General features: G+C 51.8%; 13 protein-coding genes. All 13 read right to left on the bottom strand.

The genetic code is table 11. The features are described 5' to 3' along the window. Window positions 1-19: 19 nt before the first annotated feature. The 13 genes from CBP31_RS11265 to mnxG all read right to left on the bottom strand — a co-directional run bounded on the left by CBP31_RS11265 (window position 20) and on the right by mnxG (window position 18,565). Window positions 20-1,759 (bottom strand): type II secretion system protein GspD, encoded by a 1,740-nt coding sequence (locus CBP31_RS11265; protein WP_227875010.1) that lies wholly within the window; start codon window positions 1,757-1,759, stop codon window positions 20-22. A gap of 143 nt (window positions 1,760-1,902) precedes the next feature. After that, entirely contained in the window at window positions 1,903-2,448 is a 546-nt protein-coding gene (locus CBP31_RS11260) for a hypothetical protein (RefSeq protein WP_087037318.1), read from the bottom strand. Beyond that, window positions 2,448-2,996, bottom strand: coding sequence for a GspMb/PilO family protein (locus CBP31_RS11255; protein WP_087037316.1), 549 nt, complete (start codon window positions 2,994-2,996; stop codon window positions 2,448-2,450). Before CBP31_RS11255 ends, CBP31_RS11260 begins: the two co-directional genes overlap by 1 nt. Then, the gene (locus CBP31_RS11250) at window positions 2,983-3,528 is read right to left on the bottom strand and encodes a hypothetical protein (protein WP_087037314.1); all 546 of its coding nucleotides are present in this window, start codon (window positions 3,526-3,528) and stop codon (window positions 2,983-2,985) included. Before CBP31_RS11250 ends, CBP31_RS11255 begins: the two co-directional genes overlap by 14 nt. 1 nt (window position 3,529) lies before the next feature. Further along, window positions 3,530-4,342 (bottom strand): hypothetical protein, encoded by an 813-nt coding sequence (locus CBP31_RS11245; protein WP_151898804.1) that lies wholly within the window; start codon window positions 4,340-4,342, stop codon window positions 3,530-3,532. Continuing rightward, a complete protein-coding gene (locus CBP31_RS11240; protein WP_087037311.1) occupies window positions 4,323-6,050 on the bottom strand; it encodes a GspE/PulE family protein in 1,728 nt (575 codons plus the stop codon). Before CBP31_RS11240 ends, CBP31_RS11245 begins: the two co-directional genes overlap by 20 nt. A 16-nt stretch (window positions 6,051-6,066) precedes the next feature. Continuing rightward, window positions 6,067-6,624: a response regulator gene (locus tag CBP31_RS11235; protein WP_087037309.1), complete on the bottom strand. Its 558-nt coding sequence runs from the start codon at window positions 6,622-6,624 to the stop codon at window positions 6,067-6,069. A gap of 219 nt (window positions 6,625-6,843) precedes the next feature. Beyond that, a complete protein-coding gene (locus tag CBP31_RS15605; RefSeq protein WP_161492516.1) occupies window positions 6,844-7,803 on the bottom strand; it encodes a peptidylprolyl isomerase in 960 nt (319 codons plus the stop codon). Continuing rightward, the gene (locus CBP31_RS11225) at window positions 7,800-9,335 is read right to left on the bottom strand and encodes a cytochrome c/ABC transporter substrate-binding protein (RefSeq protein ID WP_227875009.1); all 1,536 of its coding nucleotides are present in this window, start codon (window positions 9,333-9,335) and stop codon (window positions 7,800-7,802) included. The genes CBP31_RS15605 and CBP31_RS11225 overlap by 4 nt, the downstream gene beginning before the upstream one ends. A 25-nt stretch (window positions 9,336-9,360) precedes the next feature. Further along, window positions 9,361-9,999 (bottom strand): SCO family protein, encoded by a 639-nt coding sequence (locus CBP31_RS11220; RefSeq protein ID WP_087037305.1) that lies wholly within the window; start codon window positions 9,997-9,999, stop codon window positions 9,361-9,363. Then, the gene (locus CBP31_RS11215; RefSeq protein ID WP_087037303.1) at window positions 9,996-10,658 is read right to left on the bottom strand and encodes an SCO family protein; all 663 of its coding nucleotides are present in this window, start codon (window positions 10,656-10,658) and stop codon (window positions 9,996-9,998) included. Before CBP31_RS11215 ends, CBP31_RS11220 begins: the two co-directional genes overlap by 4 nt. Before the next feature lie 32 nt (window positions 10,659-10,690). Then, the gene (locus CBP31_RS11210) at window positions 10,691-12,673 is read right to left on the bottom strand and encodes a YncE family protein (RefSeq protein ID WP_227875008.1); all 1,983 of its coding nucleotides are present in this window, start codon (window positions 12,671-12,673) and stop codon (window positions 10,691-10,693) included. A 57-nt stretch (window positions 12,674-12,730) separates the two neighbouring features. Beyond that, a complete protein-coding gene (gene mnxG, locus CBP31_RS11205; RefSeq protein ID WP_151898825.1) occupies window positions 12,731-18,565 on the bottom strand; it encodes a manganese-oxidizing multicopper oxidase MnxG in 5,835 nt (1,944 codons plus the stop codon). Window positions 18,566-18,633: the final 68 nt, after the last annotated feature.

The following is an 18,633-nucleotide window of genomic DNA, read 5'->3' as shown; positions in this document are numbered from 1 at the left end:
CTAAAAAAACCGGCGAACACTATTCTGTGTCACTGAAAGATACCGGCACCACCACGGGCTGTAGCTGCAAATGGCTCTCGGTACCGCTCGCAAACTCCATGTCACTGGGGCTTCGGTATGGCAAATTACGTACGATGCGCGGAGTAATAGACAACACCAATTCAGATTTACCAACGATATCCTGGTTACTGCCAAACAAGCGCCCCAGACCTGGTACATCCCCAAGTCCTGGCACCTTATTGCCGCTGGAAGAATGATCATTTCGCATCAAACCTGCCAGTAGTTGCGTTTCACCATCGCGTAGTCGCAAGGTGGTGGTCGCATTGCGCGTGTCTATTTGCACGGGAATAGTGCCGGTATTGGTGGGCCTTAGCGGCGTGGCATTACTCACCTCTAGGGATATTTTTATACCCACCTCATCGTTAAGATAGATAGTCGGCTGCACGTCCAATTTCAAACCTACATCCAAATAGGTGATACTTTCGGTAATCACAGGACCTTGTGTGGAGGGTGTTGAAGTGGCACTGACAATGGGGACTCGCTGACCGATATGGATTTTAGCCTGCTCTTTGTTGGTGACCCGGATCACGGGACTGGCCAAGGTATTCACATCCTTATCCTGCGCATTAATCTTTAACTGAGGAGAAGGTGAAATACTAATGCGCCCCGCATCTATGCCACGCAACTGATCCAAAATCCTGATATCTGAACCATCATCGCTGAGCACACCAAAGGTATTGGGCCATTGCAGGCCGAGATCCAGAATACGCTGCTGGGAGACTTCCATTACTTCCAGCTCCAGCACCACTTCTGGGCTCGCCTGATCCTGCGCCAACAACAGCATCTCAGCCATCCGTACTGCCTCCGCCGAATCCCGCATAGTCAGCGTGTTGAGCCGTTCATCGATAAAAACATCGCGGGTTTTAAGCATGGTCTTGATTAAATTGAGGGCCGAGTTGGCATCGGTACTGGTCAGATAAAAAGTGCGCATCACCAGCTCTTGGTAATCTTTCAGTTTTTGTGGCGAGTCAGGGTAAATAAGAATGGTGTTATCGTTGACCACCTTCTGGTGCAACTGATTCTGTTGCAATAACAGGGAAACAGCATCCTCAATACTCACCTGACGCACAAATATAGAAGCCTTGATATCCGGCCTTATATCTTTATCAAAGATAAAATTCATACCCGCCGTACTGGCCAAAACTTCGAAAATCACCCGAAGATTGGCGTCTCTGAATTCCAGCGTAACTGGACGGTTTAAACGTGAACGCAACTGGGGATAAGGCGCATAAGTACGTGCCTTGATCGCCTCAATATTGCGCTGTAATTGCTGCCCGCCTTCATGTTTAGGATCCAGCGCAAAAATTGCTCGCATCTGTTGTTCAGCACCACTTAAATCACCGCGCCGGAGTGCGGTTTGTCCATTGCGCAGCATATCGCCGATGTAATGCATCTGATCTAACTGACGCAAGCCTTCTTCGGCTCTGGCGTTATAAGAATCAATACCCAGTACTCGCTGATAACCAAGTCGTGCCACACTAAAGTTTCGCCCATGAAACGCCAGATCAGCTTGGCTTAACAAAGTGGTTAATACTTTTTTACGCTGGGTAGCCAGCGTAAGTTGTAACCCAGTGTCTCTTGGTGCGGCGGCGGCACTCTGCTCCAACATCGCCAGTCCATCTTCGTACTGGCCAGATTCAATTAATGTCACCCCTTGATGTTTAGCCGAACCTGCACATGCGGCCAGCAAAATCAGCATAGGCACCATAACTAGCCAGTAGCGCCACGAATATCTCACCAGTAACCTGCCCAGCCATCCCTTGTCACCCGTAACTGATATCACTGTCGATAAATGCATGCGGGCTAACGCCATTCTGTCATCCTTAACTCTGGCGGGTATTATCATAGTTTGCTCCCTACACTCAGAGACTGAGTCACTTGCAAAGGCAAATAGAGCAATGTCATCAAGTTATCGGTGACTCCGTCTACTCGGTACGTACCGTCAATCACATCCCCCACACTAACGACATAAACTTTTTCTCCTTGCTGTAAAAACACACGTACCTTTTGGCTGTCATCCAGTTTGCCGATAAAGCGAAAAGGCAAAGGTGGAGTCATGGGCTTGGGCGGAGGTAGTGGTGACGAAACGGGGGCCACTACCACGGGCGCTCGCTGTGGAGCCACATACCAACTATGAGAGGCAAAAAGATCGGTATTAACCGCTATATTGTGCCCCTTCGCTGTGATCCCCAGCTCTTGCTTGCCGCTCTTTGTCGACTCAGGCCCAGAACGTAATGCCGCTAATTGCCCTTGCTTATCCAACGAGAAATCCGCCTGGGTCACGCCAATTACATCCGTCTTTTCCGTAAAAAAATACTCGGGAACAACGGCAATAATGCCGGCCAAGCCAAAAAAAATTATCCAGTACAGCCGCTTGCGGTTATGCATTACAACCTCGACAAATAAAGCGTCATGCGAATACGGCCCTCGAGTTGAGTGTCGGCAATTTGCTTACGCCTAAAATCCACTTCTTCCAACACAACTGCGGGTAATTCGGCCAATAAACCATGGAGAAAGCGCCGCAACTGAGGATAGCTACCACTCACCGGCAACACTATCTGATAGCGCGCCAGCTGAGTTTTAGGATCCACTCCCAGTGCATATTCACCACGAGACAAAGCAATACGTTCTTTATTTGCTAGCGCGTAGATACGATCGATAGCCGCCGTGGCATCCAACTGTGCGGGTAGAGTTTGATAAAAATCATCAACTTGCTGCCCAGGCGCCGCCACCGGTAGATCCAGTCCCTGATCCAATCGCAGACGGTATGCAACAGCTTGTGTAGTGCGTAGCTCAAGCCCCGCTAAATGTTGCCGCTGGGGTAATAACACCAAGGCACAATAACCAATAGCCAATAGCAGCAAGAGGCAACCAACCCAGCCCGGCCGACCTAATCGTTGCCACTGCTCTTGCAGGATCAACTTAGGGATATTCATGATTCACCTCCCAAGTCGCCAATAGGTTAAAACGGATCGGTTGCTCAGCAACGCTTTTTACTATCTCGTGACTGAGCAAAGAAACATCACTTAATTCATCGCTTTGTTCCAGCTGACGGTGGAAGGCCAGCATGCTAGGTAAGTCACGAGATTCCGCCGAGATTCGCAATTGCCGCTTGTGTGCATCCGGCGCCAGCAGCAACAGAGACACGTTCTCACGTGACACCTTTTCAAGCATAGTCAACAATCCTTCCCAAGGACGATTCATCTGTTCGGAAACACGACGAATTTCTTTCAGTTCTGCTTCTTGAATCACACTTAACGCAACTGTGCCGGTTCCATTGGCCATGTTATGCCCCGGTAATACCTGTTCAGCCCGAGCCAATTCATGTTGCTGAACGCCAATGGCCGTGGTTAACCGCCATTGGTAGAACAGGCTGACCACAACGACGAGTATGCCCACGACCAACAAGCTCCAGCCCAGCAGGCTGGCTTGGGGACGAGAATGAAAATCGAGTTCGAGTGTGCGCATCTCAGGTCACCGCCATGGCCATGGTATATAGGTAATCCTCACTGGCCTCAGACAATGGCAGGCTAAGAGGGTAGGTAGACACTCCACAAATAGGTATGGGGAACGCTTTGACTCGGTCGGGGGCATGAAAATAGACGGGTGCAGCCGACATGCCATCGAGCGCTTGCAACTCAGTTTCTCGCGCAATCAAGATCCCCAGCGCCTGATCGGAATCAATACTCGACAGCGAACGTACATGGCTCCAATGTCCGCTCTGTGCCAGCAACAAAGTACTGCGCTTGGGTTCGGCTAGGATAAATAGGAAGTCCTGCGTTGGCAGTGCGTTAGCGAACCGATTGAATGCGGCCATCAGATAAGGTTGTATCGATCTCAGCCGCCAACCTCTGTCATTCGCGCTCTGCTGCAAACCGGCAATCAAGGCCGCTGGCATCGCCGCGGCTAATCGATCTTGGCCGCTAGCTTGGGGGGAAAAACGAAAATGCCACTCATTACCTAAGGAGCCGTAAATCTCTTCAAAACAGATTTCGGCATAACTTTTCAGCTCCCTAAGCGAATCGATTTGCTCACTCCAAGGCAGCAGGCAATAGCGGATAAAATGATTGGAAACCAGTATACAAAGTTCGCTTTTGCGCTGACTCGGCACCTGTTCCAGTAAGTATGTAAGCGCCTCCGTGGCCGCTAACCAGCTCGACCGAGCCTCTTCTTTATTATCAACACGCCCTAGCCACACCAGACCATCCTTGGATCGTCGGCACAAACCCACTCCATCAGCGCCCAAGATGGCGATATAACGTTCAGTCGACAAAAGTGACACGGTTGATCTCCTCCAGAGTGGTTCGTCCCTCACGCACCAGCGCCAGCGCCGAACTGCGCAGCAGAATCAATCCTCGGCGGCAGGCAAGTTCCTTGAGTTCAGCTATCGGTTTGCGGTCAATAATCAACTGGCGTAGCTCGTCATCCAATTGCAATAGCTCGGCGATGGCCGTGCGGCCTTGATAACCGGTACCACGGCAATGGCCGCAACCGGCGCCTTGTACGAAATGAAAATGCTCGACGCTGGATCTGTCCAGACCCGAGGCTTGTAGTTCTTCATCACTAGGAGTAACCGATGCGGCACAGGACGGGCACACCAAACGCAGCAGACGTTGGGCGAGCACCGCATTCAATGCAGACACAAAGCTATAGGGATCCACGGCCATCTGAGTGAAACGACCGATGACGTCAAACACGTTATTGGCATGAATGGTGGTAAACACCAAGTGACCGGTCAGCGCTGACTGGACCGCTATTTGAGCGGTATCGGGATCACGAATTTCGCCAACCATGATCTTATCTGGGTCATGACGTAAAATAGAACGCAACCCTCGAGCGAAGGTCAGTCCTTTTTTCTCATTAACGGGGATTTGCAGCACGCCGGAAAGTTGATATTCGACAGGATCTTCTATCGTGATGATTTTATCTACACCATGATTAATCTCCGTCAACATGGCATAAAGTGTGGTGGTTTTTCCACTACCCGTGGGGCCGGTAACCAGTACCATGCCATAGGGCTCGGCTGCCAGTCGCCGTAGATGACGCAGGGTGGTGTCTTCAAAACCTAAGGTGTCAAGGCGAACCCCTTGTGTACTGTCCGCCAGTTCCTGTTTATCGAGCACTCGCAGTACCGCATCTTCACCAAAAATGCTGGGCATAATAGAGACGCGAAAATCTATTTGTCGGCCTTTTATTGCAATCTTAAAACGGCCATCTTGAGGCACTCGCTTTTCGCCTATATCTAATTCGGCCATCACCTTAACGCGGGAGATAACTTGTTCGGCAATATCATTACCATGGACTCGGCTGATATTATTCAACACTCCATCGATACGGTATTTAATGACCAGTCCCTGACCTGTCATACCGATATGAATATCACTGGCATGTATTTTTAGAGCATCGTAAAGAGTTGAGTTAACCAACTTAATCACCAAGCTGGGGTCTTCGCTAATACTGGTCAGCGACAAGTCTTCCAGAAAACTGTCGCTTTTATCATGTAGGTCGGCCTCAGCATTCAAAATATCAACGGCCTGATAGGTCTCTTCGTGAAGGGCGAGATAAGCAATAAGAGAGTCTCTGTGCACCAGGTACAAAGGTGCACCGTCCAAACAACTGTCGATCCAAGCGATGCCTGCATCGTCGAACGGATCGGAAAACACCCCCACCCGTTGCTGATCCTGCTTGATCATGACAAACTCTCGCTTGAGCGCTTGCGCCAGCGAGATTCGCTCAAAACAAGGGGGGCATGAAAACAGATGTTCACCGTCCAGCACAGGATAATGCAGGGTTTTACCTAGGCTTAGCGTAAATTCCTCGGGCGCTAGCCCCGCCAGCTCTTCCAGTTCAACTAAGAGTTTGCGTCCGCTCGTACCGGACAAGACTCTGGCCTGACTTAACAACCCGGTATCGAAACGAGGCATGATGGGTATTGTCGACACCGTCAAATTATCTAATGTATGCCCCATCATTAAGGATCGTCTATCCATGACCTTCCCTCACATATTATGTTGGATCATTATTATCGGCTGATTCTTTTTCAGCGCTGTTGGCGTCTAAATTTTCAGCCTGATCAGACTGGCGTCGGTCAGCATAAATCCAAGTGCCATCATACATCTGTAACGGAAAGTGGCTGCTTTGATGGCGCCTACGTTTCGGTGTTAGGCCTGACTGACTAACGCTATCCTGCTTTTGATACTGGCTGGTATTTATTAAGGTTCGAACTGAACACGCCAACTCTGCCAGCGGAAAGGGTTTAAACAGTATGTACTTGACGCCGTACTGAATAGCTTGTGCACTCACTTCACTGCTAGGGTTTCCCGTCATTAATACACAATGACCATGCCAGTATTGGCGGATTTCATCTAATACCTGAAACCCCGGCATATCGGGCAAACGAAAGTCGAGTACGATAATGTCGGGCATAAAACTGCCCTTTATCAGGTTAATAGCACTGGCTCCGTCTCTGGCTATTTGGATGTCAAACTGCTGAGCCTCGAGATAGAGCTTGAGGTTCTGTCCAAAAATAAGCTCATCCTCGACGATCAACACTTTGTTATTCATAAAGTAGAACTCCTATATTTTTATGGGGATTGTTTTGTCATAAGAGCACTCCAGCCAATATGAATATGCATAATTCACGCCAGAAAAATATAGTTAATTTATTCTCTACATCATAGGAATAGCCGATGTTTTCATTAGATACTGCGAGCGAGCACCCAAAAATGGGGAAAGGTCGGGGGAGTCGGGTAAATTACCCGATATTGGGGAATTAATTCACTATTAGCGAGACAAGATTACAACCTCACTATCAGCCCGCAATTGTACAAGTGTGGCAGTGCGAGCTTGGTTGATTTGTTCATTAGCAAGCTGTCGTAGGATCAGCTCCTTCGCTTCTTGCTGTGGCATGGTTAGACTAGGATGACGCTGTTCGAGTTTGATCAAATGCCAACCGTACTGGGTTAATACCGGTTCACTGATGGCTCCCGGTAACAAGGCAAAGGCCGCCGTTTCAAATGACGGAACCATGTCACCTCGTTGAAAATCATCCAGCAGACCGCCCTGCTCCGCCGTACTGTCTTGCGAATAACGGCGCGCCAGAGCGGCAAAGTCAGCGCCTTGGTTTAATTGCTGTTGTAAGCTCGTTATTTGCTTGTGCACCTCTGCAATAGATTCCTGATCCGATGCTGTACTGACTTTAAGCAATATGTGCCTGGCCTGTATCAGCTCCGGACGCTCAAACTGTTTCACGTTCAGCTGATAAAGCCGCTCCACTTCTGCTGCTGATGGCGCAGACACCGGAGTGAGCGCCTCCAGCATCATCATGGCCGCTAGCTCCTGCCTTAAATAATCCGTATAACTTGACTCGTCAAACCCTTCTTGCACCAGCCGTCGAGCAAAATTTTCCGGACTGCCGAAAGCGGCTTTTAATTTTTTCAGTTCAGTCTGCACCCGCACCGGGTCCACGTTGAGGCCACGTTTTTGTGCTTCTTGCCACAAGAGCTCCTTATCTATCAGCTGTTCCAACGCTTCTTTCCGGAACCGCTTATACACATTGGGACTGCGGATAGCGCCCACACTACGACCTTGGGCCAACAAATAATCAGCAAAATGACGCTCAAGTCGAAAATTGCTGATCTCGACTCCGTTCACCTTGGCTGCCACACCCACAACTTGAGCCCAAACGGAGCTTGCCTGAACGCAACATAAGAGCATCAATATGCCCATTTTGATTCCCTTCATAGCGAGTCCTCTATACGCAGATAAGGCCCCAAAGGCCGAAAGCGTCGATATTCAAGATCTACCGTCACTACATGAGCACCCACAGCCCCAACCCGCTTCCCTGGACCAAAATTCAGAGCTGGACTCAGCCCGGTGTTAAAACCATAAAGCGCTTCGATTGCTACCACCAATTTTTTTCGGCTGGCATCACGACCTGCACGCTTGAGTCCTTCAACCAGTAACACTGCAGCACAATAGGCTTGTACCTGCAGTGTGGTAGTTCGGCCACTGAGTTGGCGCTTCTCACGAATCTGGGCCAGCTCAGAAGCGCCGGCGGGACTCCAATCACTGGGTAAAAAAGGATAAGCAAGAAACACCCGCTCGGAGAAAGAATTCGGAATATTAAAGACTTCACCTGCAACTTGGCCTGAAGCCGCAAACAGATAAGGACGCAGCCCAGACGCATGCCATCGCTCAGCCAAGTCGACAAAGTCTTCTGATGCACCAATGAAAAATAACGCCGGGTTTGTCGCTGCGGTGACAGCAATGGTCTCTTTCTGCTGGCGGCTATCCAACAGCTGTACTCGAAGCCAGCCAGAGCGGCGCAGTTTTTCTGCTAAAGACTCCGCTAGTTCGCGTTGATGAGCCTGATCTGAATAGGCAATGAGGGCAGTGCGTTCACTGGCGGGCAGCATGTCGCCGGCAAATTCACCCAAGGTTAGCAGTTGGTCACGCAAGCCAGCTAAAGGATGAAAGACCATGGCACTTTGGCGGTACTCCACCTGTGGGCCAAGCGGCCCTATCAACGGAATTCCCATCGCCTCGGCCCATTCTGTCAGCCCCTCCTCCAAGGTCGTCTCCAGTGGTGCGAGTAAAGAAAAAAAGGGTCCTTGCTGCTGTAATTCATCCAATGCCGCTTCGGCACTGGCTTTAGTTTCACCGGAATCTAGGATAATCAGCTCAAGCCGGCGGCCATGAATACCACCATTATCATTAATCCGCGCCAGCACCTCCTCAAGCACAGCTTCCACTGTTGTTCCCATTTCCGCCCAACTCCCTGTCAGAGGAAGCAGACTACCGATCCGCAATTTGTCACCCTCCAACCCGAAATCATCGTCCTCTTCCAATCGTTTCAGATAGGCAGTCAAATTGTTCATATCACGCTGCGACATCACAAATCTGGGCATGGACGGATTCAACAGTTTTCCTGCCGAATCTCGCCCTTCAACTACGGCACGGGCAAAGGTTTGCTCGTCATAAGCGGGTCGAGTACGGCCATGACTCAGCCGCCCGCCATAAGAAAGGGTCAACCGCCGCCAGAGAATAGACGGCGGACGAACTCCGCCTTCCGGTCGACCCCGCCCGTCTGCGCCGTGGCAACTGGCACAAGGCATTACCGAAGCTGGCAATAGCGAGCCTGCAGCCCCAACTCGAGCCTGGATGATACTGTCCCCCGAGCCAGAGCCATGCAGAAACAGCTGCTTGCCTGCCATTTCTTGCGGGCTCAGTTCAAGGGCACCTGTTGGCCCACTCAGGCAGAGGAGACTGGCCATCAACCAACGCCGATAACGCATCAGATTAGTGCCTAGGCTCAGTCAACAGCTCTAAACGCTGTGCTATTGCGGGTACCGGAGCATCGGGCTGGATCTTGTTCCACCGTTTATTCGCCACATCACCGGCAATCAGCAAAGTAGAATGAGCCTCAGGGCTGGCAATAAAGTGCCCAAGACGAGACAGCACCAAATCGACCTGCGCCTTGTCACCCGTTAGAAAAGTCCAATTCGGGCTTTCTATTTCATGCTTGCGTATAAATGCCTGCAGTACTTCGGGTTTATCGTTTAAAGGGTCGCTGGTAATGGAAATAAAATGCACTTGCTTAGCCGTCTTTTCGTCCATGGCTTCCCGTACCTCCTTCAGCTTGCGGGTTATCAAGGGACAGGCATCATCGCAATGGGTAAAGATCACATTGAGCAGCACGACTTTATCTTGCAATACATCACTGTAGAAACGCACCGTTTCTCCATGCTGGTTCTGCAATACCGTATCGGTAAAGTAGCTACGCGCATCCTGAGGCGCACTCACTTCAACTGGCGCACTCGTGGGTTTCATTTCTGCCCCTTCACTCTTTCCTTCAATATGATCACCATGATGTTCATGGGCGTAGAGAGGGCTCATCATCAGGCTCAGCAAAACCGCGCTAGTGGTAATAAATCTCATAGATGCGCTCCTGTATGCATAGCGGGATCCTGTTTAGCCAGCGAATGACGAGCGCTGCTGAGCTCGTCTACCTTGGCGACCAATACTTCTGGAGCAGTAAAACCATAGAATCGCGACCAGTTATTGCTGCGGCCATCACCGACCATGATCAAGGGTGGATGGGCCTCATAATCCGCGGCCCAAGCGCCCAACCCCTTTAGAGTTTGGTTTATCGATTGTGTGGTGCCGGTAAGCCAGCTCCAGCCGTCCCCTGCGTTAAAACCCTGCGAATATTGCTGCAACCGAGAAGGAGTATCACGTAAGGGATCTACGCTGATGGACACCAGCTGCACCTCAGCTCCGACCCGCTCCCCCAGCAGGCTTTGTACCTGCTTCATTAATCCGGACACCACTGGGCACACTGTCGTACAACTGGTGTAAACAAAGCTCATCACCACTAGCTTGTCTGCCACCAGATCCTGCTTGAGGTTGACCGTGTGGCCATGTTGGTCGAGCAGGGGCACCTCGACGAAATGCACAGTGGTATCCGCTGCCTGAGTAGGCTCGGCGTGGGCATGCGCGTGCTGTTCAGGAGAATGCGCCTGCACTGACGCGCTGAGCAGACTTATGGTCATCAGAGTAAATAACTTAGCTGTGCGTGTGTTGCTGCATCCTTTCATGATCATTACTCCTGTAACGTTAATTCACCTCATCAACGAGACTGTGCCGTCTTCAATGTGGCGGCTTGTGTGCGTAGGCTCGTATAAGGCAAGTCATTAAATCCCAACCCCAGAGAGGTTGAAGCCAGATGCAAGTAATAGGCTCCAGTTGATTCTAGTTCAATTTTGGCCTCATAGAGGCCCTTCCCCACCTCCAGCACTTCAACTTCACGCGGACGAGAAGAAGGAGCAAGAAAATAACGTAGCCGTAAATCAGCAACGCCGCTCAGCGGCTGACTGTCTCGCCCCAGCGTCAACTGCACTCGTATCTTGGCTGGTGAGCCGGCTAGCAAGGGCTTATCCCACATAAACTCCACCTTGGGCTTTTGTAACTGCTGCACCAGTGCCGGATCGAGTGCCACCTCGGTGGAAAAACAGTGCGTCAGCTCCGGTTGGTTGAGCATCAGCGCCACATCAAACTGACCGGCCGGCGGCAGCTTAACTCGGGTGCTGTAAACGCCGGGCTCTACCTCCCGTAAACTGCGATCTATCACCTTGGCTGCCCGCGCCGCATGCCCACGATTCAGGTAACTAAACATGGGGGCGTTCATCCCCTCAGTGTAGAAGTAAGTACTGTTGTCCACGGGATTAACCACGAACACCGCGGCGTCTTCCCTTGCCGGTGCCAAGCTGGTGGCGATGGGAAGATCCCCAGCCAGCTTGGGCGCCGCAGGTCCCGCTTCGAAACGCTGAACTGTGGGTGTTTTTCCTTCGCCCAAAGATAACAAACTAATCATGGAGACTTTGGATGAGGCAAGCCCGCGGATATAAGCATAAGAACGAGTAAATACCAGCTGATAAGGTTCAGCCGACACTTCAACACTATGCAGTACCTCATCGGTTGCCGCGTCTATGATAGTTGCGCTGTCTTCCATGGTGTTGAGTACTATGCCAAAGCGGCCGTTCTGACTAAACCGCAAGGGTCCTATGCCGCGACCGATTTGAATGACCTTGCGCACCTGCAAACTACGCGCATCGACCACAGTCACAGTGCCATCCTTGCCATCGCTGACATAAACAGCCTGCGATAAAGGCGAGAATGCCACTGCCAAGGGATGCGCCCCAGTATTGATTTTCGCTACTTGACTCAATGTCTCTACATCAAACACCGTCAAGGCTCCCGCATCCCGATTGCTGACAAAGGCATAACGAGAGTCGTCGCTAAAGGTAATATCATGATGCCCAGCCCCGGTGATCAGCGTTTTTACCCGCTCCAAACTCTGGGTATCAATGACGGTCACTCCGCCCTGCTCCGCATGGCGACTGTCGTTACCGACCCATAAATAACGCTGATCCGGCTGTAGTGCCACCCGGATCGGATCGGGCCCGGCCGCTATATTGGTCAACACCTTAAAGCTGTTGGTATCTATCACCGCCACTTCTCCGGCGTTGGGCATGGAGACATAAAGTCGCTTGTCATCCGTACTTGCCACCCAGTCCATGGGGGCACGCTTGAGTGCGATGCGACTTAGGGTACTGGTGATCCCCCCCACCGAAATGGACGGGTCTATCACCGTTAAACTCGCGTCTTGATTGAGTACCAGTAGATAGTAACTATTAAAGTCAATCAGCGGACGCGCTCCCATACGCCCCTTGAGGTAATAACCGATTCTGGACTTGCACTGCGATTGATAATCTCCCCCCTCGGGAACACTTTGGGCCGCATCGAGCCAAGCACCGGGTACCTGACCGGAAATGGGTTGCCCCGTAGTCGCATCGCGAAGACGAAACCGGATATCGACCAACTTTCCTTCTGTCGGCATAGCATCGTTACCAAGGGGACGGATTTCAAAGTCGATGTCAACGCCATCACGCTGCAGGTGATTCATGCCCTCGGTTTCGGCGTTTTGAACAAGGTGGGCGGCATCAACAGCCGCCGATGGTTTAGTGGTGGTCTCGGTCGCCTGCACTGGAAGCTGGGTAGCCAACAAAGGTGCCGCGCAACAGAGCACATAAAATATCGATGATAGTTTCACAGGCCTATCCCTCACACTTAAGAAGCCCGGAATCCATTTCCGGGCTTAAGTTAATGACTATCTTCGGTTCCGATCACCTCGCGGTGGTCTGCCGTTATCTGCAGGCGGAGGTGTCACGGGTACAGACTGCTGGTTTTCGACCCGCAAGATGCCCCATAAGCCGTTGGCATTACCACCTCCCGCAAAATCTCGGTACAAATAGTCTCCTGGCACTGCATTCCCACCACCGGCACTCGGGAACATCATGCTGAAATGAGCCGCCGGCAGAATGTTTTCCTGAACCCCGGTATAGATGTCCAGCGGGTTATAACCAAAGGCCACAGACCCTATACCTGGGTATTTCATCGGATAACCATAACCGTCCTGTTTCTCGGCTATGTAAGGCATGCGTCCCCACACATGACCCGTCAGCTGGAAGCTTCCCGAGCGACCGGCAGAGCTACTTTGCAGCACATGGGTACGGAACGGTTGGCCAGGAGCGACGGTCAATATCGGCGTTTCGGGGTCCGCACCGGTTAAAGCATTGCTGTAACCCATATGAGCGTTGGGTATATCCCCCCAACCATGGCCACCCGCACGACCAAAGGGAGCATCGGGTGCCTTGGCAAATCGGTACCAAAGCGGCTCACTCTTATAGTTGATCGCCATGCCTGAGTTATCTTCCGGATCCGCGGGTACCCCAAAGCCTTCCGGTGCCATATTTTCCACCGGTTTGCCATTGGCCCAACGCATGTTCAGCCCTCGTTGCCAAAGCAAGGTAAAGTCACGATAGGCCGGTTTACCCAAGGGCTGTACCCTTGCTGCAGCGCGCATGCCCGCATCTTCAGTCCAAGTAGACCCAAGGGGGCTGACTACCATGGCCGCCGACAAGCCTTTCTGTGGCTGCTTGATAGGATCCGCTTGCATCAGATTCAAACCACCGAACTCGATAGGCTGCGTCATGATCCGATCGACATTACGTCCCATACGAGCAACGGGTCGCCCTTCTCGTTCATAGTGCCCTGCATAATACTGATAACTACGGCTCGGATACTCAAGAGCTCCCGCTGCGCGTGGCGGCACTGTCTGTACTGGGTTAATACCCACGTTAGCACCGTCTCCTTTAGTGATGTCATAAGCCAGCAATTGTGCATGTAAGCCCACATGGCTGGAAGGTCGCATCAGATTATTGTTAAACGCCGTGACTCCTTTGCTCGCAAAGCGGTCACGCTTAACCACGCTTGGCATCACAGAGAAGTTAGGTAAATCGGGCATCTCCATTGGTAATCTGTTTTCTAATGTGACGGTAACGCAATCACCGGCGGCCGCTCTCAGCATAAGCGGTTCAATAGGTACGCCCGCTTTCAGCTTACCGGTCTGAGGATCCAGATCGGACTTATGTACATACATGACGGCTGTGGGATCATGCAGCGGTCCAGATTGACCACCAATCACGCTGACTTCACCTGTTTCATCATCTATTACACTCGCCTCAGGTATGCTCACTAAACGTGAGTTATAAACCAAGGTGCCACCAGCAGGATTGAGCGGGCCACCCACATGCAGGCCGTTACCACTGGGATCACCAATCGTCAGCCCTAAAGGGTTATCTAAGATATCGTTAGCCAGCACGGCCACTATTTCGTAGTTGCGCTGTGGCGTTGCCCTGGTACCTATACCATTAGGATTTGGCCCAAATATTGGACAGGATCCATCAAAGTCCGTCGTATTACGCATCGCCAGCGGCTTGGGGTTACTCGGTAGCGGGAATAAATCACTGCGGCTGTTGGTGTAGTTACGCATGATCCCCCACATACCATTCCAATAACCTTCTGCTGATGCACTCATGGAATAGAGGTAGTCACCTGTCTCAGAGTCCGAGCTTGATAGCATGGCCACTGGGGCAGCAAAACCGAATTGCTCCGAGAGACCTACCATCTGCGAAGCACGCCAGCCGGAGTTAGAGCTAGAGCCGTAACCGGTGCCGGTACGCAGCCATTTAACCCCATGCAGGGCAACGTTGTGTGCCTCCTCATACCCACCCGCATGTATTCTTAACCGTACATTATCCCCAGAATAGGTACGCAGTAATGGGGTAAAAGGATCACCTGGCTGATCACCACCATAGTTGATGTGGGGTGGGAAGTGAGTTGTGCCACCGGTAGGTCCCACAGCCGAGGTAATGGCACTGGGTGCTAAGTTCAATGCGGGTATGGCTCGGTCGGTACGACTTTGCAGTGCGTAGGACAGGTCACCAGCCAGTCCTGCAGCCTGCATACCCGGTTTGCCATCAGGCGCCAGCCGTTCCGGATCATAGATACGCAGCCCCAGCGGCTCATTACGATAGTTAACAGTGTAAATACCGGGGTCTTCGACCGAGATCGCCTGCGGGCAAGGTCTGCTTGGACAACCGGGTACTTGACCGCCCTCCGCATCCACCACAGATTCCAGCAAAGAACTGGCTCCTTGGCGCACTGGCGGGTTGATGGCATAGCGGAAGCTATCGCTCGTCGCGGGATAAGCGCCGGGGTTAGGCACACCATCTGGTCCCGCGCCGACATAGACACCGGCCTCATAGGCATGTTGGAAATCACTGTACTCCAAGAAAAACTCTCGGAAACTGTCGTTCTTGCCATCACCGTTAAGATCACCTGTGGCAATCACGGCCTGCCAAGAGGTGGGGCCGCCATCTTGGCGTGTCGCCGTATCATACAGGCGCGCACCAGTTTCCGAGTGAAACCACTCAGAACCAGCTGGCTCAGTTAATACGGTGGCATAGAGTCCCAATTGCTGATGGGTTGAAGGAGAAAAATGGTCATGGGTAAAAATATTGCCCAAGCCGCGATCGATATTATGAATATTCACCACAGGATCGGCGAACCAGCGCTGCATAGTGGTTCTCGCCCCTACCCAGTCGCTGCGATTGAACTGGCCAAAATAAGGATGCACCTTGGCCTCAGGGCACGCATCTGTCCCTTCGCGTGGATCATTGTTCTGGCACTGATTGTACTCACGAATCGCTTCGATACGCTCAACCACTGTAGTGGGTGACAAGACACCATCTTCATAGTTCCAGCCATTAGCCCCACCATCGGAAGACGTCTGATCCCATTTAGGTAAGTGAATATGCTGCCCCATCACATCAGTCGGTGTGCGCACCTGATAGTCATCCAGCTCGAAAAAGGCAGGGATCAGGTTGGTTTGCTGGTACATAGCGCAATCGAAGGTGTTCAGTCGCATCACCAGCGGCTCTGGTGGCTGCTGTTTATTGATGATGGGCCAAGCGTCTTCCCACAGCGCCAACATCCGAGTCTGTGGATAGTGATACCCCACCTTGTTGAACACCGCATCAATTTGAATATTGGCGGCTTTATAAATGCGGGGCTTGTCGGCAGTAAATTGGGATGAGCCGGTAAAAGACATGCCATCCGCCCGTTCGCCGCTGACAAATTCACCAGGACCTGACGTTTGGGTCAAACGTTTTTGCCGATCATCGATACAGGGCTCAAAGAAAGGAGCCCCAGATACTGGGGGAGAACCGTTGGTCAAAAAGCTTCTCGGCTGCACTTCACCATTCGGTAACACCGTAAAACTGGGGTGCTGAGCCATGGCATGGTATGCCATGGCTGCCTGTTCGACATCGGTCCCCTCTTCTGGAAAGAAAACCGGCTTGGCACGGGTGATAACCTTAGTAAAATCCAGCGCGCTGGTGATCACTTCGGCTTCGCCGCCGCTCGACCAACCTTGCAGCGCGTGACGAGGCAAGCCACCATTCCAACCGTCTACCTGTGCAGGATCGAGTGCTGCCCACAAGCTATTACCGCTATCTTTTAATGCCTGAGCAGTAGCAGGCTCTAGCATATCTAACGGCGGCGTAGGTGCCCGCTGGCCGACAGTGTGCTCAATCCCACCAATCCAGAACGGGAAGCCTGGATTTTTCAGATTACCATCGGCGTTACGATTGGCCTCGCTGCGATCCACCAAAGCAACGGAACCCACAGCGACCGCTTCCCCATCATCTTCAGGGTCACTGCCGTACTTGGTCACCACAGTCACCTTACCCGGCATAGGCGGCATGGCCTTGCCCGGTAGAGGCACGATTGCCGGTATAGGAGTGCCCGCCACTATTTCGCCATCGGGCAAGGCGCGCGCGTTTGCCGCGGGCAGGCCGCTGCGCAAAGCAAAAGGTTCAGAGTGATAACCATCATCTCCGTCTTCGGAAACCTGTAGACGAGTACCTTCTTCAAACACATCATGTACCCGCCACATCGCCCACATACCTTGAGCAAAGTGCGGATAAAAATGGCAGTGGTAGATAGAGTCACCGGCCGAACGGTTACGGTTACCTGAGCCGCCGTTGGCAATTTCATAGGTATAGCCCGATCCCGGGCCTAGGCCCTGAGCATCTAAGTAATCGGAGTTATCATCATTGGGGTTGAACAGCCACTGATGGCCATGTAAGTGAAAAATATGATTTTCAATCCCCGAGTGAGTGTTACGTATTTTGACAAAGTCCCCCTGATAACTGTGACTAACGTTAGAGGGTTCGTCTGGATACAAAGCCATAGTAGCCTTAATACCTATGCTGTCAGCCGGAGGCACTTCACCAGGGCGCATCTGTTCCAAACCAACGTTGGCAGGCACATCCACTAACATGGCCACATCACCAACGGTATGCGCACTGAGGAAAAACTCCTCGTAAGCACACGACATACAATCATGCATGGGACCAACACCGAGCCGATTGGCAATCAGCTCCGAGCCCAAGCCACCGGCACCGTAGTTGATCATGAACGCATCCCGCACTGGCGCCAACACATGACCGAATACCGGATCGGCCCAATAACCGGGGAATGCCTGCGCGACAGCAGCTTCATCCTGAAAGGCCGCAGTAAAGTCGCGAAAGGGTTCCAGTCGATTGGGCAAGGCGGGGTTTCGTTTGCCGATACTTTCCAACGGATAAGTCTCAGGCGGAAAGCTACCATCGGCATTAGGCCCCATGACAACGGTATCGGTATGGCTGGCTATAATCTCGTTACCGTCCACTAGGTTCAGAATAGGTAATCCGGCCTTACCTTCGGTCAGCCAAGGTTCAGTCATGGGATAACGAGCTTCATAATTGATCACCGGCTGCCCCGCTGGTGTCCTAGCGGTGGTGGCTAATCGCATCTCTTCTTCGGTCAGGGTATTTCGGTAAACCTTGGCTCTTTTTGGCAACACAATAACTTGCGCAAACAGGCCATTACCCACGTTACCACTAGTACCTTCACCGCCTAAGGTGGCCCCATAGCTAGTTGCAGCAAAAGCACCTTCATGCTCGGCATAAAGGGTATAAGTGCGACTAGCACCTGGGGCTAACAAAGCACTCTCGTTACGACCAACATAAGTGGCAATATCGCCAATCGTGTTCACTGCCTGCATACCGGCCACTTCAAACCCGACATGCCGATCCGCGACCTGTTCATCAATGTGCAACTCGGCTACATCGGCATTATGAGGGTTGGACTGATTGGCCAATAGGTTCTGCAAGTTCACCGTCAAACAGTCACCGGCAGCCACCTTCAATACCAGTGGCCGGGGTCGCTTATCAGCTCTCAAGGTCACGCCACCGGGTACTGCAGCGCCTCCCATGGCCAAAGGAACATCATTGCTATCCACCACGTCTCGGCGCAGAGCGAACATCATGCCGTTCACATTCTGTGCACCTAAGCGGTTAAACATCAGTGGCTGGTCAAGAGCAACAATATTGGCTTCTAAATTGCGGGCGCAACTAATCGCCGCTTGTGCGTTGTGTGAGAAAAAGAGTAAGGCTGTCGTTAATAATATGGACCCAGAAATATGGGTTAATGACCTTGATGTTGCGTTACAAGGCGGGAGTGTATGGGATATTTTCGAATGACTGTTCCGTATCATCATGACAAGCCTCCAATATGCTCAATATCATCACTACCTCCCATACAAGCAAAACACATACCAACAAT

It is taken from the genome of Oceanisphaera profunda (assembly GCF_002157895.1).
GTDB classification, from domain to species: Bacteria; Pseudomonadota; Gammaproteobacteria; order Enterobacterales; family Aeromonadaceae; genus Oceanimonas; species Oceanimonas profunda.
This window is presented reverse-complemented; position numbering and strand designations above follow the sequence as displayed.

Bases quoted from the DNA above. Each gene is read 5' to 3' on its own strand.
- CBP31_RS15605 (WP_161492516.1), bottom strand. From the start codon at position 7,803: ATGAAGGGAATCAAAATGGGCATATTGATGCTCTTATGTTGCGTTCAG.
- CBP31_RS11255 (WP_087037316.1), bottom strand. From the start codon at position 2,996: ATGAATATCCCTAAGTTGATCCTGCAAGAGCAGTGGCAACGATTAGGT.
- CBP31_RS11240 (WP_087037311.1), bottom strand. From the start codon at position 6,050: ATGGATAGACGATCCTTAATGATGGGGCATACATTAGATAATTTGACG.
- CBP31_RS11220 (WP_087037305.1), bottom strand. From the start codon at position 9,999: ATGAGATTTATTACCACTAGCGCGGTTTTGCTGAGCCTGATGATGAGC.
- CBP31_RS11235 (WP_087037309.1), bottom strand. From the start codon at position 6,624: ATGAATAACAAAGTGTTGATCGTCGAGGATGAGCTTATTTTTGGACAG.
- mnxG (WP_151898825.1), bottom strand. From the start codon at position 18,565: ATGATACGGAACAGTCATTCGAAAATATCCCATACACTCCCGCCTTGT.
- CBP31_RS11215 (WP_087037303.1), bottom strand. From the start codon at position 10,658: ATGAAAGGATGCAGCAACACACGCACAGCTAAGTTATTTACTCTGATG.
- CBP31_RS11250 (WP_087037314.1), bottom strand. From the start codon at position 3,528: ATGCGCACACTCGAACTCGATTTTCATTCTCGTCCCCAAGCCAGCCTG.
- CBP31_RS11260 (WP_087037318.1), bottom strand. From the start codon at position 2,448: ATGCATAACCGCAAGCGGCTGTACTGGATAATTTTTTTTGGCTTGGCC.
- CBP31_RS11225 (WP_227875009.1), bottom strand. From the start codon at position 9,335: ATGGCCAGTCTCCTCTGCCTGAGTGGGCCAACAGGTGCCCTTGAACTG.
- CBP31_RS11265 (WP_227875010.1), bottom strand. From the start codon at position 1,759: ATGCTGATTTTGCTGGCCGCATGTGCAGGTTCGGCTAAACATCAAGGG.